This window comes from Xanthomonas cannabis pv. cannabis (assembly GCF_000802365.1).
GTDB lineage: Bacteria > Pseudomonadota > Gammaproteobacteria > Xanthomonadales > Xanthomonadaceae > Xanthomonas > Xanthomonas cannabis.
Window position 1 is genome coordinate 17,921 of record NZ_JSZE01000016.1, and the last position, 14,181, is coordinate 32,101.

The window sequence follows — 14,181 nt, forward strand, 5'->3', positions numbered from 1 at the left end:
GCTCTGCCGCACGACAGGCGATCGCGACGTTAGGCTATTCTGCGCGTTCTGCGCAAACCCTTGCTGTCGACGGAAATCACGTGCCCCATTGGATCACCCACCCCTCCGAGCTGACCGAGCGCCTGCAGGCAGCGCGCCCATCGCGCATCGGCCTGGATACCGAATTCATTCGCGAACGCACCTACTGGCCGCAGCTGGCGCTGGTGCAGATGGCCATCGGCGAGGAGATCCTGCTGATCGACCCGCTGATCCCGGGCATGAACGCGGCGCTCAAGGAGTGGTTGACGGCCACCGACATCGTCAAGGTGATGCATAGCGCCAGCGAAGACCTGGTCACCTTCAAGTGCGCGTGCGGGGTGCTGCCGCGGCCGCTGTTCGACACCCAGATCGCTGCCGCCCTGGCCGGTGTCGGCGGCGGCATGGGCTATCAGAAACTGGTGCAGGAAGTGACCGGCACCTTGCTGACCAAGGGCGAGACGCGCTCGGACTGGATGCGCCGCCCGCTCTCTCCGTCGCAGCTGGAATATGCCGCCGACGACGTGCGTTATCTGTTTGCGCTGCACGATGAGCTGACCCGTCGCCTGACCGAGCAGCACCGCCTGGGCTGGCTGGCCGAAGATGCAGAGCGGCTGCTCGCCACCGTCGAGCACGACGATGGCGAGCGTTGGCCGCATGTGAGCCTGCGCACCGCGCAGTTTCTGGAGCCGGCCGCGCAACGTCGGCTGCTGCGGCTGCTGCGCTGGCGCGATCTGCAGGCGCGCCAGAGCGACCGTCCGCGCAGCTGGATCCTGGACAACGAATTGGCCAGCCAGCTGGCGCGGTTTCCGCCTGCGGACCTGGACGCGCTGCTGCGCCAGTTCGACAAGTTCCCCAAGGCCCCGCGCAAGCTCGCCGCTGCGGTCTGGGAGGCACTCAACACGCCGCTGCCGGACGAAGACAGCGCCCCGCTGGCGCAAGCGGCCACCGATGGAAACAAGGCGGTGCTCAAGCGCCTGCAGGACGCCGTGGCGCAGCGCAGTCGCGAACTGGGCCTACCGGACGGCCTGCTTGCTTCGCGGCGACATCTTGAAACGCTGATCGAGCAACACGCTTGGCCCGCGGCCCTGGGCCAATGGCGCCGGCAGCTGCTGGAAGCACAGCTGCTGCCGCTGCTGGCCGATCCTGCCGCGCAGTAAGATCGGCTTCACGCAAAGAGCCCGCAGCCATGCGGGCTTTTCATTGCGTGCATCGGCCCACCTGCGATCCCCTGGCAGGCGTCAATCCTGCGCCGCCCAACGTGCCAGGTTCTGCTGGATATGGTCCATGTCTGCCCATGGGTCCTTGCGCCGGCGGCGCAGTTTCTCCGGTACATCGCGTAGCGTGAATGCGTCGGCACGGTGCAGCTTGGGCAGATCCGACCACGGCAGCGGCAAGGCCACCGGTGCGCCCGGCCGGCCCCGCAGCGAATACGACGCCACCGCCGTGGCGCCGCGCCCGTTGCGCAGATAATCGACAAAGATGCGCTTGTTGCGAAACCGCTTGGTCGCGGTGGCGACAAAGCGCTCCGGTTCCGACTGCGCCAGCGCATCGGCAAAGCCCTTGGCAAAGCGTTTGGTCAGGTCCCAGTCGCAGCCCGGGTTCAGGGGCACCACCACATGCACCCCCTTGCCGCCTGACACGCGCAGGAACGATTCCAGTTCCAGCTGCGCCAGCAGCTTGCGGATATCGGTCGCCGCGCGCTTGACCTCGGCAAACGGTACGTCCGGGCCCGGGTCCAGGTCGAACACCACCCGGTCGGCCACATCGGGGCGGGCAGCATGCGAGCCCCAGGGATGAAACTCCAACGCGTTGAACTGCACCAACTCCAGTAGCCCGGGCGCATCGTCCACGACCAGGTAATAGGCATTGCTACCGGTGTCTTCCTTCAACCTGACCGAACTGACGCGCTCCAGCCCGGCGGTGTGGTGTTTCTGGAAGAAGCACGGCTTCTCTGCCCCGTTCGGACAGCGGATGATCGAGAGCGGGCGGCCGACGATTTCCGGCAGCAGATGGTCCATCACGGCCTGGTAGTAGTCCCAGACGTCGCCCTTGGTCGCGCGGATATCCGGGTAGATGAGCTTGCTCGGGCTGGACAGCGCCGGCACCGCCGACGCGGACGTGGCGCTCTGCGCGCTGGGCGGCGAAGACGATGCAGGCGACGACGTAGGCGCTCCCTTGGACCGGCGTGATGGCGTCTTGCGCAGACCGGCCGCCGCACCGCCGACCGCATCGCTGTCGGCCAGGTCGGCAATGTGCTTGTCCGGGCGCAGCGCCTTGAACGAGGCCTGCCGCAATAGCTGCTGACCACCGATGCCGCGGTAGAACACCTCCACCACGAACCGCGGCGCAAACCAGGTTGCGCCGCGCAGATCGGTATCGTCGGTCGGCACATGGGCGGTGGGTGTCCGCGTGCCGCCCTCCAGCTGCGGCGTCACCTCGCGCATCAGCGCATCGGAAAAGCCCGATCCCACCCGGCCGACGTACAGCCAGCCGTGCACCGGGTCGGGTGTGGCCAGCAGCAGCGAACCGAACCCCGTGCGGCTGCCCTTGGGTGCGGTATAGCCCACCACCGCGTATTCCTGGCTGGCCAATTGTTTGGTCTTGCGCCAGTCGTCACTGCGCCCACCGTGATACGGGCGGTCCGCGCGCTTGGAGATGATGCCTTCGAAATGCTGCTCGCCCGCGACGCGGAACGCCTGCTGTCCGTCGCCTTCCACATGCGAGCTGTACGCCAGGTGCGCCGTCGGCGCGGCGGCCATTACCTCCTGCAACAGTTGCTTGCGCTGGATCAGGGGCGCCTGACTGATGTCCACGCCGTCCACATGCAGCAGATCGAAGACTGCCAGCGCGAGCGGCATCTGGCGCTCACCGGACAAGGTCGCCTGCAGCAGATTGAAGTCCTGCTTGGTGCCGCGCCCGGCAATCAGCTCGCCGTCCAGTTGCGCCGAGCGCAGACCCAGCGACTGGATCGCATCGCGGATTTCGGGCGTCTTGTCGGTCCACTCCAGCGCATTGCGCGACCACAACCGCACCTGCCCGTCGCTCACGGTCGCCAGGATGCGGTAACCATCCCACTTGATTTCGTGTACCCACTGCGCGCCATCGGGGGGCGCCTGGCCCAGCTTGGCAAGCTGCGGCTCGAACGGCGCATCGGCCAGCTCGGCGCGGCGCGCGTTGCTGAGGGCGAGCGCCTGTTTCGCCCAGTCCCGGCGCTTGCCGGCGACCGGCGCAGGCACGTGCGTAAGTGCCTTGCGCCCGGCCTTGCCGGCACCGGCGCGACGCACATCGGCGGCTGGCGCGGCAGCGACATCGGCCAGCAGGTCGTCGGCCTCCAGCGTGCCGGCATAGGCGTCGTCTTCCTTGAACAGCAACCACTGCGGCTGCCGCGCCGGCTTGCCGGACCGTACCAGGTGCCAGCCGCCCTTCAACTTGCTGCCGAACAACTCAAACCGCAGATGCCCCTTGGCCAATTGCGCCTCGGGGTCGCCAGCAGTGGCCCATACCCCCTGGTCGAACTGGGCCACGTGGCCGCCGCCATACTCGCCCTTGGGAATCTCTCCTTCGAACTCTGCGTAGTCGACCGGGTGATCCTCCACCTCCACGGCCATGCGCTTGACCTTGGGGTCATAGCTCGGCCCTTTCAGCACCGCCCAGCTCTTGAGCGCATCGCCCACCTGAAGGCGGAAGTCGTAATGACGCCGGCTGGCGTGGTGCAGCTGCACCACGAAGATCGCGCGTTGCCCGGCCGGCACGGTCTTGCCGGGCTCCGGCTCGCGGGTCTTGTCGAAGCGGCGCTTGCGGCGGTACTCGCTCAGGCTCATCGGGGCGCCGGGGCTACTTCCGCAGATGCTCACGCACGCTGGCAGCGACCGGGCCGACCTGTTTTACGGCAGCGCGCAGTTCGTCGGCACTGACCCCCAGCGCCTTGGTCCAGTACTGCAGCTCATAGGCTTCGTTGACATTGATGCGGTCGCGGTCGGGCGAGCCGGTGTTGTGTTTGTCGTCGCTCATCAGCTGGCTCCTGTATCGTCGTGGTCGGGTTTGCTGGCGTGCGTGTAAGCTGGACAACGCCTGCAACGACGATGCGAAAGCGGCCGAACAGATCTCGTGAAAGGCCTGTTCACGCCATGTGCAAGCAACCGCACCCGCAGCGGCCGCCCCCGGGCCGCATGCCATAATGGCGCGCGCCCCCGGCGGCGTCTCCACTCTTTATTCCGAGGCCATACCTCTGTGAGCAATACCTCTTCGAAACTGGATTCCATCGCGCAAGCCAAAGCCAAGTTGCTGGACGAGCTGCAGAAGTTGGAAGAACAGGAGAAAACCGAGCGCGCGAGCGAGGCATCCTCTGCGCACGCCACCATCGTCTCGCTGCTCGAGCAGTTCGCCGGTCACTTCAGCACCAAGCAACGCAACGACATCGCCGCTTACCTGGGCACCACCGCTGCGCGCAAGGAAGTGGTCAAGAGCGGCCGCAGCGAAGTGAAGCCGAAGTACGAACTGCCGCACACCGGAGAGACCTGGTCCGGCCGTGGCCGTACCCCGAAGGCCTTTGCCGCGTGGGAAGGCTCGGTGTCGTACAAGGAATGGAAGGCCAAGAACCCGGACCTCAAGTTCCCGCTGGTACGCGAGTAAGCAGTGCAGGATCGCGCCCTTGCGGCGCGGTCAATTGCCGGTTGTCTTGGCGAACCTGGTGGCATGTGGTTAGAATCCAGACACGTGGGGCGGTAGCTCAGCTGGGAGAGCGTCGCGTTCGCATCGCGAAGGTCGAGGGTTCGATCCCCTTCCGCTCCACCACGGCATCAAACCAAGAGCCTCGGACGTCCGCGTCCGGGGCTCTTGCGTATGGGGGCACCCCGCGTGCGTGCCGGGCAGCCGCCGCCATGGCACCGGGATCACACCCGCTGCGCTAACGTGCGCCGCACCAACACACCGGAGCCGACGCCATGAGCAACCAACAGCGCCCACCTGACACCGACGCCGACGACGCCAGTGGCGTCTCCGAGAGCCAGGAGTCGCGCGAGCAGGACGAAGCGGCCAAGCAACGCCCAGGCCAGGAGGACCTCAAGGTGCATGACAAGCACAGCCGTCGCCCCAAGGGCAACGCCGGCCAGGGCGAATGATCCACCCAGCCTCATCGCCCGCGGCACGGCCGGACTGGGATCCAGGCCGCCTGCCGCGGCCCCGGGATGTGGCAAGATCCGGACAACGTTGACCGCCAAGGGGTCGGCGACCGCCGGATGGCCGGCTCGCACCACGGCAGCGATCATTGCCGCCGACATTTCCACGCCTAGATGGCGTCTTGTTGCAAAGGCCTTGCATGCAGCTTCCAGACGCGCCCGCGTTGCATCTGATCCACGCGACCCTGTTGCCGGGCGAGGTCGGCGCGGTGCTGGGTGCGCGCGCACCGGCCAACGAGGACGAGCGTGTGGCGGCGCTGCACGCCTGTCAGCTGTTGGATACCCCTGCCGAGCAGCCCTATGACGCGCTCACCGCCGACGCAGCAGCCGTGTGCGGCACGCCGATGGCGCTGATTTCGCTGGTCGATACGCAGCGGCAATGGTTCAAGTCACGGATCGGCATGCAGCCGGCCGAAACGCCACGCACGCTGTCGTTCTGTGCGCACGCCATTCTCGAACCCGATCAGCTGATGGAAGTGTCCGACACCCATCTGGATGCGCGCTTCGTCGACAACGCGCTGGTCACTGGCGAGCCGCAGATCCGCTTCTATGCCGGCGCTCCGCTGCTGACATCCGACGGCATTGCGTTGGGCACCCTGTGCGTGCTCGACCGGACGCCGCGGCGTCTGTCCGGTGCCGAGCGTGACGCGCTGCGCGCACTGGCCCGGCAGGTGGTGGACACCATCGAACTGCGGCGTGCGGCCAGGCTGGTTGAGCTGGACGCATTGCGCGACGAACGCACCGGGCTCTGGAACCGCGCCGGGCTGGAGCGCGGCTTGCAGGACCTTGCGACCACGCGCGCAGACGAGACCGGGCAGCACGCGCTGGGGTTTGTGCTGATCGATCTGGACGGCTTCAAGCGCCAGAAGCTGCAGGCAGGTGCGGCCGCGGCCGATGCGACCCTGGCCCAGGCCGCGCAGCTGATCGAGACTCGGTTGCCGCCCTCCGCGCTCGTGGCACGGCTGGACGGCGACCGCTTCTGCGTGGCACTTGCCAGTCCCTCGCCATCGGCCGCCTCAGAGGCCGCCGACGACATCCGGCAGGCCATCGAAGCGGCGACCTGGCCCATCGGTGCATTGACCATCAGCGTCGGGCTGGTCGACGTGGCGGCGGGCGAGGCCCCGGACAGCAGCATCCTGCTGGCACGCGCCCGGCATGCCTTGCAGCGTGCGATCCGCGACGGACGCAACCGAGTGCACCGATTCAGCGGATGGCAGTTGCACGACTGAGCGTCGCGCCCGCTCCTGTATCGGTGATCTGCGCCGCTCAGGCAGCCAGCGTGTCGGCAGTGCCGGCGATCTCGTCCACCTGCAGCACCTGCTCCATGTCCAGCAGCACCACGAAGCGCTCGCCCACCTTGCCCATGCCGCGCAGCAGATCGCGGCGGATATGCGTGCCAAACGCCGGCGCCGCTTCGATGTCCTGGTCGGCCAGCTCGATCACGGCATTGACCGCATCCACCAGCACCCCGATCGCCTGCGTGCCCTGCGCCTGCCCGGTGGACAGGATCACGATGCAACTGCGTTTGTTGATGGCACCGCCGGCCCGCCCCAGCCGCGCCTGCAGATCGACCACCGGCACCACCGCGCCACGCAGGTTGATCACCCCGCGCACGCAGGACGGCATCGATGGCACCGGCGTGGGCGCGCGGTACTGGATGATTTCACGGATGCCGAGAATGCTGGTGGCGAAGGTTTCGCCGTCCAGCTGAAAGGTGAGGTACTGGGCGGCCGCGTCGGCGTCGCCCGGCATGCCATCGGAAGTCTGTGCGGTCATCGATCGGTCTCTCAGAAGCGGGCGAACTGGCCTTCGTCCGGGCCCTCGGACATCGCATAGGCTGGCGCGGCGCTGCTGCGCCAGCCACGGGTACCGGCCGCACGGACCGGGCGTGCGGCCACCTGCTTGCCGCGTTTGGGCGGCGTGCTTGCGGTGCCCTGCCCGCCCAACCGGAAGAACGCCATGCTCTGTTGCAGCTGTTCGGCCTGCGCGCTCATCTCTTCGGCCGTGGCGGCCAGTTCTTCGGACGCGCTGGCGTTTTGCTGGGTGGTCTGGCTCAACTGCACCACGGCCGAGTTGATCTGGCTGACGCCGGAGGATTGTTCTTCGGAAGCGGCGGAGATCTCCTGCACCAGGTCGGAGGTGCGCTTGATGCTGGGCACGATGGTATCGAGCAGGCGCCCGGCACGGTCGGCCAGTTCCACGCTGGAGCCGGCCACCTCGCCGATCTCCTGCGCAGCCACCTGGCTGCGTTCGGCCAGCTTGCGCACTTCGGCGGCGACCACCGCAAAGCCCTTGCCATGCTCGCCGGCACGTGCGGCTTCGATCGCGGCATTGAGCGCGAGCAGATTGGTCTGGTAGGCGATGTCGTCGATGATGCCGATCTTCTGCGCGATCTGCTTCATCGCCTGGGTGGTGGCAACCACCGCCTCGCCACCTTCGATGGTTTCCTTGGCGGCCTGGGTGGCCATGCCGTCGGTGATGCGGGCGTTCTCGGTGTTCTGGCTGATCGAGGCGGTCATCTGCTCCAGCGACGCGCTGGTTTCCTCGACGCCGGCAGCCTGTTCGCTGGCAGCCTGCGACAACGATTGCGCGGTGGCGCTGACTTCTTCGGAGGCGCTGGTCAGGGTTTCGGCGCTGGTATTCACCTCGCCCACCACCTGCGACAACTTCTGCACCATGGTGCGCATCGCTTCGAGCAATTGCGCGGTTTCGTCGCGGCCGTGCACATCGATCTGCATGGTCAGATCGCCTTCGGACAGGCCGTTGGCCACGGTGACCGCGCGCCGGATCGGGCCGGTGACGCTGCGGCTGATCACCACGCCCAGCACGGCGCCCAGCAATACGCCGCTGCAGATGATGGCGATCAACAGCTTGGAACTGCGTGCATGGATGGCGCCGGTCTCCGCATTGGCCGAGGCCGCGCTGCGTTCGCGCAGGCCGCTCAGGTCGGTCATCAAGGCATCCACTTCGTCCGAGCTGGCGCGTACCGCACGCGACAGTGCGGCAAGTTCCGGGTTGGCCTCGCGCAATGCTTCGCGATTGGCGGCTTCGATAAAGCGGCCGCGCTCATCCAGATAGGTCTGCCACGCGCGGTCGAACTGCGCCAGCTTGGCCTTGCCCTCTTCGGTCTGGAAGCTACCGCGTGCACGGGTCATGTAATCGACCACCTTGGCGGTGTACTTGTCGATGTTCTGCACGTGCGACTGGCGCTCTTCCGCACTGCTGGCCAGCAGCAGGTTGGCGCGTGCGCGGCCGGCATAGATCAGGTTGATGTTGGCTTCCTTGACGTTGGACAAGCCAAGCAACTCGCGTTCGTACAGCGAGGTCGACAGGTCGCTGATGCGTCCGGAATTGGAATAGCCCACCCACCCGATGCATGCGCCGATCGCCGAGACGATCAGAAACGCCACGATCAGCCGGGTTCCGATTTTGAAGTTGCCTAACATTGGAGTTCTCGTAAGTGATGCGTGGGCGACATGCAGTGCATGGCAATCGACCGTGCTGGGCGTGCCGATCACAGGGATGCGGACGCGTCTAACCAATCGTTGATAGCTATCGGCGATGGCAAAACCTGCTTGAGATGCGAGCGCCGCCAACGCGCCTATTCAGCCGATTGGATATGCGCTTTTGTGACAGGTCAGACGCTCCTGCGCGTCTCCATTCGGAAAACCCCTACCCCCGCTCGCCCAACTGTCCAGGAGAGTCCGCAGGGACATCACGGCGCGGCCGCTAGGCTTGCCGCATGTCGTCCACGCCCTTACCCCGCACCTTCTACGCCCACGATGCGCGCCAGGTCGCGCCTTGCCTGCTCAACAAGGTGCTGGTCAGTGCAGACGGCCGGCGCGGCCGCATCACCGAGGTCGAGGCGTATTGCGGCAGCGAAGACCCGGCCGCGCACTCGTTCCGCGGCATGACCCCGCGCACGCAGGTGATGTTCGGCGCCCCCGGGCACCTGTATGTGTATTTCATCTACGGCATGCATTGGGCGATCAACGCCGTGTGCGGCGGTGCCCCCGGGCATGCGGTGCTGATCCGCGCATTGCAGCCGCTGGCCGGGCTGGAGGCCATGCAGGCCGCGCGTGGCGGCACCGCAGCGGCCAGGCTGTTGACCACCGGCCCCGGCCGCCTGGCGCAGGCCTTCGGCGTAACCGCGGCGGACAACGGGCTGGACCTGACTGCTGCCACGGCACGCCTGTGGGTGGAGGATGACGGCATGCCGCCCCCTTCGGTGCCGTTGGCGACGCCGCGCATCGGCATCCGCAAGGCGGTCGACCTGCCCTGGCGCTGGGTGGTCCCGGACAGTGCCTATCTGTCGCGCCCGCTGCCACGCGTCACCGGCACCCGTGCGCCGGTGGCGGGCGACTGAGCCAGCCACTGCTCCATCGGCGTCGGCTCGGCGGCACCAGGCCCGCGTTGCAGCAGGCGCAAGGCCTGCCCGGACTGTTCCGGCGTGAGTTCCTGCAGTGGCTGGAAACGGTCTGCCGCCCACACCGCCATCGGCAGGCCATCGAGCGAGGCCACGCGGTTGCCGGGTACCCGCGCGACGCGTTCGCCGGGCAGCAGGCTGCCCAGCAGATTGGCCGGGTCGCTGGCGCTCACGCAGACCCACTGCTGCTGCGGAGCCTGCGCCCGCACGCGGCGCAGTGCGGCAATCGCCTCCGGCAACGCAAACTGTTCACCGGACAGGCCGGCAATGAAGCGGCCACCACGGATCTCGCCACGCGCTTCCAGGCGCTGGTACATGCGTAGCAACTCGCGCCACGGCGGCAACCACGCCGCCTCGCGCTCGAGCAGCCGCCAGCAGACCACGCCGTAGCGGCGAAGCAGCGTGCGCGCCACATGTTCGAGCATCTCCTGATGCCGCTCGCCGGCCTCGGCCAGCGGCAACTCCGCAAGCGCGCGGACCGGCGCCCAACGGCCGGCATCGCGGATGCCCAGCGCACTGGCGCGACGCCGCTGGCGCGACAGTGCCGACGGCCGCTTGGAGGCCGGCACCAGGAGCGCGCGCAGCCCGGCATAACTGTCGCAATGCACGCGGCCGCGCATCACCAGTTCGCTCAAGGCATCTTCCAGCTCGGTGCTCATCAGATGCGCGGCATCGGCAATTTCGTCGAAGAACAGCGCGCCCTGCTGCTGCAGGACTTCCACCACCCGCTGCGCGCGCGAACCCAGCGGCTCGTCGTCGGCCGCACGCGCCAGCCCGCTCCAGCGTTGCGCCTCACGCCGCGGCAGCAGCACGATGGGCGTGGCCCGCAGCGCCGCGCCGCTGCGCCCGCCGCCGGGCCGCAGGCGCGCCCACACCGTGCGCCCGGCGGTGCACAGTTCGTCCAGCCAGGCCGGCTGGTAGTCGCGCACGCGCGCCGGCAGCAACTCGCCTTCCCACAGCACGGCCGGGGCTTCGAACCCTTCCAGCTGCCCCACCACGCCCGCCAGCGCATCCGGGCCCGCGACCCGGCTGGCGCTGTCCAGATGCTGCCATTCGAACAGGAAGCGGGCGTAGTCGCGCTGCGAGACCGGCTCGATCTCGCGCCGCAACCGCCCCAGCGTGTAGCGGTGGATGCGCGCCAGCAGGTGACGCTCGCACCACTCCTGCGATGCTGCCTGCGCACTGAACTGCCCGGCCATGACATAGCCTTCGCGCTGCAAGGCCAGCAGCGCCAGGGCGATTTCCTCCTCGGGCAGGCGCAGGGCGCCGGCGAGCCCGCTCACCTGCGCAGGGCCCACAGCCGTCAGCCGCCCGCGCAACAGCTCGCGCACTGCACGGTCGCGTTCCCAGTCGGGCACCCGGCAATCGGCGGGCACCTGCAATGGCGGTTGCGCCACGGCGCCTGCATACAGCGGCATGAACCACTCGATGCGCTCGGCGCTGATCCACAGCGCGGGCGCAGCGTCGATGATCAGGCAGCTGGCGCGGCCAGCGGCGGCCAGCGCGGCCAACCAGGCCTGCCATTGCGCATCGGACGCCTCGTCCACCGGCAGCACGCCCAGCCCGACCAGTGCCTCGTGCATCTCTTCGGCATCGCGCGGTTGCGGCCACGCTTCTTCGCGGACCGATGCGATGGCCTGCGGGTCCAGGCGCCCCAGATCGTCGCTGCTCTGCGGCGTGTAGCGCCGGCCCTGTACCGCCTGGGTGCGCCGCTCTTCCAGCGGCGCATCGTCCAGAAACGCATACGGACGCGCGTTCAAGGCTTCGGCCGCCAATGGCGACGGTGCGGCCAGATCGCGCGCCACCAGGCGGATGGCTCCCGATTCCAGCCCGCGCAGTACCTGCAACCACCCCTCGCTATCCATCGCCTGATGCAGGCAGTCCTCCAGCGTCTGGGTCACCAGCGGGTGGTCCGGCACCTCGCGCTCGCCTGCCAGGTTTTCCGCGCAGGCGACCTGATCCGGAAATACGGTAGCCAGCAGGTCTTCGGACTTCATGCGTTGCAACTGCGGGGCCACCTTGTTGCCGCCGGTGAACCGCGGCAGCGCCATCGCATTGGTGGCGTTCCAGCGCCAGCGCACGCCGAACAACGGCGCGTCCAGCAATGCCTGGATCAAGACATGCTCGGCCGACGACGAATGCAGGTAACGCGCCACCTCTTCCAGGGCAAAACTATGACTGGTGGACAGCGACAGCACGATGGCGTCTTCGGTCGCTGCGGCCTGCAGCTCGAAGTTGAAGGTGCGGCAAAAGCGCTTGCGCAGTGCCAGGCCCCAGGCGCGGTTGATGCGGCTGCCGTACGGCGAATGGATCACCAACTGGGTGCCGCCGCTGGCATCGAAGAAACGCTCCATCACCAGGCACTGCTGGGTGGGCATGGCGCCTAGCGCAGTGCACGCCTGGGCAAGGTAGTCCACCAGTTGCTGCGCTGCCTCGGCAGACAGCGCCAAGGTCTCGCACAGCCAGTCACGCGCGCGCTGCTGCGGGGCACTGTCCAGCCGCGCCGCGATCTCGCCACGCAGGCGCGACACCGCCGCCGACAACTCATTGCTGCGGCCAGGCGCCTCGCCCAACCAGAACGGAATATTGGGTGGCGCCCCGCGGGCATCCTCCACCCGCACGCGGCCTGCATCCACACGCAGGATCCGGTAGCTGGCATTGCCGAGCTGGAACACATCGCCGGTGAGGCTTTCCACTGCGAAATCTTCGTTCACCGTGCCGATCTTCTCGGCCTGCGGCTCCAGCACCACGCTGTAATCGCCGGTTTCCGGAATGGTGCCGCCGGAGGTCAGCGCCGTCATGCGCGCGCCGCGACGTGCGTGCAGCCGACGATGCACCGCGTCGCGATGCAGATAGCCGGCGCGCGGGCCCAGCCGGGTGCTGAAACCCTCGCACAGCATCCGCACCACGCTGTCGAAGGCGGCGCGGCTCAGCCGAGCGAACGGCCAGGCGCGGCGCATCAGCGCAAACAGCGCATCCTCGTCCCAGTCCTCGCATGCCGCTTCGGCCACGATCTGCTGCGCAAGCACATCGACCGGCGCCAGCGGAATGCGCAAGGCATCCAGTTCGCCGCGGCGCACGCTGTCCAGCAAGGCAGTGCATTCGACCAGCTCGTCGCGGGTCTGCGGAAACAGCCGCGCCTTCGGGGTGCCGCCGACCTTGTGCCCGGAGCGGCCCGCACGCTGCAGGAACGTGGCGATCGAGCGTGGCGAGCCGAGCTGACACACCAGATCGACATCGCCGATATCCAGCCCCAGCTCCAGCGAGGCGGTCGCCACCAGCACGGTGAGATCGCCGGCCTTGAGGCGCTGCTCGGCCAGAAGGCGCGTCTCGCGCGACAGACTGCCGTGATGCGCGGCGACCCGCTGCTTGCCCAACAGATCGCCCAGGTGCCGCGCCGCACGCTCGGCCATGCGCCGCGTGTTGACGAACACCAGCGTGGTGCGATGCTTCTGCGCCAGCGCAGCCACTTCGGCATACACCTGCAGCCATTGGTCGTTGGACATCACCACGCTCAGCGGGGTCGGCGGCAACCCCAGCGCCAGATCGCGCGCGCGCGTGTAGCCGATGTCCACGATCTCGCAGGGCGGCGGCGCGCCGTCTTCACCAACGCCAACCAGGAACTGCGCCACCGTCTCGATCGGCTTCTGGGTGGCCGACAGCCCAACCCGCGTGATCGGCCGCTCGGCCAGCCGCTGCAGCCGCTCCAGTGTCACGCTCAGGTGACTGCCGCGCTTGTCTGCGGCAACCGCATGAATTTCATCGACGATGACGGTCCGCACATGCTGCAGCGCGTTGCGGCCGGAGGCCGACCCCAGCAGCACGTACAGCGACTCCGGCGTGGTCACCAGGATATGCGGCGGCACACGCCGCGCCTGCGCCCGCTCGCGTTGCGGGGTATCACCGGTGCGCACCGCCGTGCGCACCGGCACATCCGGCAGGCCACTGGCGGCCAGCGCCGCGCGGATGCCCTGCAACGGCGCCTCCAGGTTGAGATGGATATCGTTGGACAACGCCTTCAGCGGCGACACATAGACCACGCGGGTCTCATCGGGCAGCATCCCGCCATGCTCGAGTCCGTCGCGGATCAATGCATCGATGGCTGCGAAGAAGGCAGTGAGCGTCTTGCCCGAGCCGGTTGGCGCGGCCACCAGCGTATGCCGCCCGGCCTGGATTGCCGGCCATGCGGCGATCTGCGCAGGCGTGGGCGCAGCAAAGGTCTGCGCAAACCACGCAGCGACAACGGGATGGAATTGCTGCAGAACAGAATGCATGGGCAGTGCCCGACGCCACCACGGCAACCGGCCGCGCGGCGATCGGATTCAACTCGGCGGGACTGCACTGGATGGGGGTTCGATGCCGTGCATGCAAGGCTGACCCACGCAAGCGCGTGAACGGTTTAGTGCGGTTGTGTCCTGCACCGACAGTCGATCGCTTGCGCAAGGATTTCAGGACCTCATGCCGAACGCGCGGACAAGCGCGCCGTCCAAGTCGTCGCGTCCTCGCACCTGCAACGCGGCGGCACCACTGGATTGTCGTCCAGCCGCCCGCCATGGCACA

Annotated in this window: 10 protein-coding genes and 1 tRNA gene; 6 read left to right on the forward strand and 5 right to left on the reverse strand. The window is 67.9% G+C overall.

The genetic code is table 11. The annotated features are described in order from the left end of the window. The first annotated feature begins 80 nt into the window (after positions 1-80). On the forward strand, positions 81-1,175 hold the full coding sequence (gene rnd, locus OZ10_RS03820) for a ribonuclease D (RefSeq protein WP_039410662.1): 1,095 nt from the start codon (positions 81-83) through the stop codon (positions 1,173-1,175). An 81-nt stretch (positions 1,176-1,256) separates the two neighbouring features. Here the strand turns inward: rnd and ligD are convergent, their stop codons facing one another. Both ligD and OZ10_RS20530 read right to left on the reverse strand, forming a co-directional pair. Then, positions 1,257-3,839: a DNA ligase D gene (ligD, locus tag OZ10_RS03825; protein WP_039563988.1), complete on the reverse strand. Its 2,583-nt coding sequence runs from the start codon at positions 3,837-3,839 to the stop codon at positions 1,257-1,259. 13 nt (positions 3,840-3,852) lie between these two features. After that, complete coding sequence (locus OZ10_RS20530) at positions 3,853-4,029, reverse strand: DUF3606 domain-containing protein (RefSeq protein WP_068835655.1); 177 nt, start codon at positions 4,027-4,029, stop codon at positions 3,853-3,855. 219 nt (positions 4,030-4,248) lie between these two features. On the opposite strand from OZ10_RS20530, the gene OZ10_RS03830 reads away from it, so the two are divergent. The 4 genes from OZ10_RS03830 to OZ10_RS03845 all read left to right on the forward strand — a co-directional run bounded on the left by OZ10_RS03830 (position 4,249) and on the right by OZ10_RS03845 (position 6,424). Further along, a complete protein-coding gene (locus tag OZ10_RS03830; protein ID WP_039407796.1) occupies positions 4,249-4,650 on the forward strand; it encodes an H-NS histone family protein in 402 nt (133 codons plus the stop codon). Between the two features lie 86 nt (positions 4,651-4,736). After that, positions 4,737-4,812 (forward strand) — tRNA-Ala (locus OZ10_RS03835). Positions 4,813-4,961: 149 nt separating this feature from the next. Next, the gene (locus OZ10_RS22670; RefSeq protein WP_202902981.1) at positions 4,962-5,138 is read left to right on the forward strand and encodes a hypothetical protein; all 177 of its coding nucleotides are present in this window, start codon (positions 4,962-4,964) and stop codon (positions 5,136-5,138) included. A 197-nt stretch (positions 5,139-5,335) separates the two neighbouring features. After that, positions 5,336-6,424 (forward strand): GGDEF domain-containing protein, encoded by a 1,089-nt coding sequence (locus OZ10_RS03845; protein ID WP_039407802.1) that lies wholly within the window; start codon positions 5,336-5,338, stop codon positions 6,422-6,424. Between the two features lie 37 nt (positions 6,425-6,461). On the opposite strand, the gene OZ10_RS03850 is transcribed toward OZ10_RS03845, so the two are convergent. Together OZ10_RS03850 and OZ10_RS23295 are read right to left on the reverse strand one after the other, a co-directional pair. After that, complete coding sequence (locus tag OZ10_RS03850; RefSeq protein WP_039563989.1) at positions 6,462-6,971, reverse strand: chemotaxis protein CheW; 510 nt, start codon at positions 6,969-6,971, stop codon at positions 6,462-6,464. A gap of 11 nt (positions 6,972-6,982) precedes the next feature. Then, positions 6,983-8,641 (reverse strand): methyl-accepting chemotaxis protein, encoded by a 1,659-nt coding sequence (locus OZ10_RS23295; protein WP_039563990.1) that lies wholly within the window; start codon positions 8,639-8,641, stop codon positions 6,983-6,985. Positions 8,642-8,937: 296 nt separating this feature from the next. Between OZ10_RS23295 and OZ10_RS03860 the strand changes: the two genes are divergently transcribed. Next, positions 8,938-9,561: a DNA-3-methyladenine glycosylase gene (locus OZ10_RS03860; RefSeq protein ID WP_039407808.1), complete on the forward strand. Its 624-nt coding sequence runs from the start codon at positions 8,938-8,940 to the stop codon at positions 9,559-9,561. Here the strand turns inward: OZ10_RS03860 and OZ10_RS03865 are convergent. After that, the gene (locus OZ10_RS03865) at positions 9,501-13,895 is read right to left on the reverse strand and encodes a DEAD/DEAH box helicase (RefSeq protein WP_039407810.1); all 4,395 of its coding nucleotides are present in this window, start codon (positions 13,893-13,895) and stop codon (positions 9,501-9,503) included. The genes OZ10_RS03860 and OZ10_RS03865 overlap by 61 nt on opposite strands. Positions 13,896-14,181 lie beyond the last annotated feature (286 nt).

Excerpts from the sequence above, each read along its gene's own strand:
- OZ10_RS03860 (WP_039407808.1), top strand. The coding sequence starts at position 8,938 with ATGTCGTCCACGCCCTTACCCCGCACCTTCTACGCCCACGATGCGCGC.
- OZ10_RS20530 (WP_068835655.1), bottom strand. The coding sequence starts at position 4,029 with ATGAGCGACGACAAACACAACACCGGCTCGCCCGACCGCGACCGCATC.
- ligD (WP_039563988.1), bottom strand. The coding sequence starts at position 3,839 with ATGAGCCTGAGCGAGTACCGCCGCAAGCGCCGCTTCGACAAGACCCGC.
- OZ10_RS23295 (WP_039563990.1), bottom strand. The coding sequence starts at position 8,641 with ATGTTAGGCAACTTCAAAATCGGAACCCGGCTGATCGTGGCGTTTCTG.
- OZ10_RS03865 (WP_039407810.1), bottom strand. The coding sequence starts at position 13,895 with ATGCATTCTGTTCTGCAGCAATTCCATCCCGTTGTCGCTGCGTGGTTT.
- OZ10_RS03845 (WP_039407802.1), top strand. The coding sequence starts at position 5,336 with ATGCAGCTTCCAGACGCGCCCGCGTTGCATCTGATCCACGCGACCCTG.
- OZ10_RS03850 (WP_039563989.1), bottom strand. The coding sequence starts at position 6,971 with ATGACCGCACAGACTTCCGATGGCATGCCGGGCGACGCCGACGCGGCC.
- OZ10_RS22670 (WP_202902981.1), top strand. The coding sequence starts at position 4,962 with ATGAGCAACCAACAGCGCCCACCTGACACCGACGCCGACGACGCCAGT.